Origin of the sequence: Parabacteroides massiliensis (genome assembly GCF_900155425.1) — a bacterium.
GTDB classification, from domain to species: Bacteria; Bacteroidota; Bacteroidia; order Bacteroidales; family Tannerellaceae; genus Parabacteroides; species Parabacteroides massiliensis.
The window spans coordinates 1-1,153 of record NZ_LT700211.1; the positions used below are offsets into that span (position 1 = coordinate 1).

Annotated in this window: 1 protein-coding gene and 1 pseudogene; both read right to left on the reverse strand. The window is 56.3% G+C overall.

Annotation, left to right across the window (positions count from 1 at the left end; translation table 11 throughout):
* A pseudogene (locus BQ9893_RS21015) lies at nucleotides 1-782 on the reverse strand (hypothetical protein); the annotation flags it as partial.
* Nucleotides 783-803: 21 nt separating this feature from the next.
* The coding region (locus BQ9893_RS21020) for a hypothetical protein (RefSeq protein ID WP_075967844.1) at nucleotides 804-1,153 on the reverse strand (350 nt) is incomplete at its 5' end.

Genomic DNA, 1,153 nt, shown 5'->3' on the forward strand with positions numbered 1-1,153 from the left:
ATATCGCTGAAGGCGGCCTGTTCGTAGTGGTCATAGATACCGTACTCGTCCACGCCCACCTCCACGTACTTCTTTTTTCCGGGGAGCATCAGACGGGGGCTGCCGTACTTCTCGGCGTCGATGTTCCGGCTGCTCCCGATCGGAAAAAGGCGCGTGTAGAACTTCGCCGTATTGCTCGTATCCCGCTCCAGGGAGGTCAGCCCCTTGCCGTATCCCAACGTGATCTCCTCGCCGTGTTCGCAACGGCACACGTTCACCGTCTGCCCCTCGACCCACCACTCGGCCTTGCCTCCCACCTTGCCGGCGATCTCCTTCAACGCCTGGTCGCAGTACATACCTTCGTAGTCGATCACGATAAGATCGGTACCATCCACCTGCCCCACCTTCCAGTCGGTAATGTTACCCATGCCGTCGTTGATGGCCTTCACTACCATCGCGACATGGTCACGGGGCGTGGCCGTCAATGTAAACAGGGGATTGGTGTCGCCGTCCGTTGTCTCCAGCACAAGAAAACGCCTGATCAGGCTCTCGATACCGTACAGCTTCAGGTTATACTCCCACTCGCTACCGCTTTTCTCTTTCGGGGTGTACCGCTCCGTCAGCCAGTACCGCTCGCCCATGTAGTCCGTGAAGTCGCCTACATCAAGAGGGATATGGGCATAATGCGTGAAGGAGAGCGCCAGCACGTTGTCGCCCTGCACCTCCTTGCTCTGCGTCGAACTGTCACTTGCAGCCACATCCGCACGCTTGGTCCCGGCTTTATCGTATATCGTTAAAAGCATATTCGAATCGTCTTTGAATGGTTATATAATCGGTACCGGCTCGCGGAACTTCACCTTGAATTTCCCAGCGTGAACCCCTTCCTGCCACAAATAGGTCAGCGGGGTGAACTTCGGACTGTCCGTGTATCTCACACGCAATGTCAGATCAAGTTGGGGAAACGCGATGTCGAGCCACCCGTCCTTCCCTTTCTTCAGGAAATTGATGAACGCGAAATATTTCCGCAGCCATCCCTCCTTTGTCTTATTATACAGGGCAAAGTGCAGCGTCACGTCACGCGCCTCGTTCCTCGGGGTAAGGACCGCGCTGTATTTCTCCCCGTCCTCCTCCCGTATGTCCACGGCCGTCTCCTTCTTCGTCTTGCTCGGGGTCA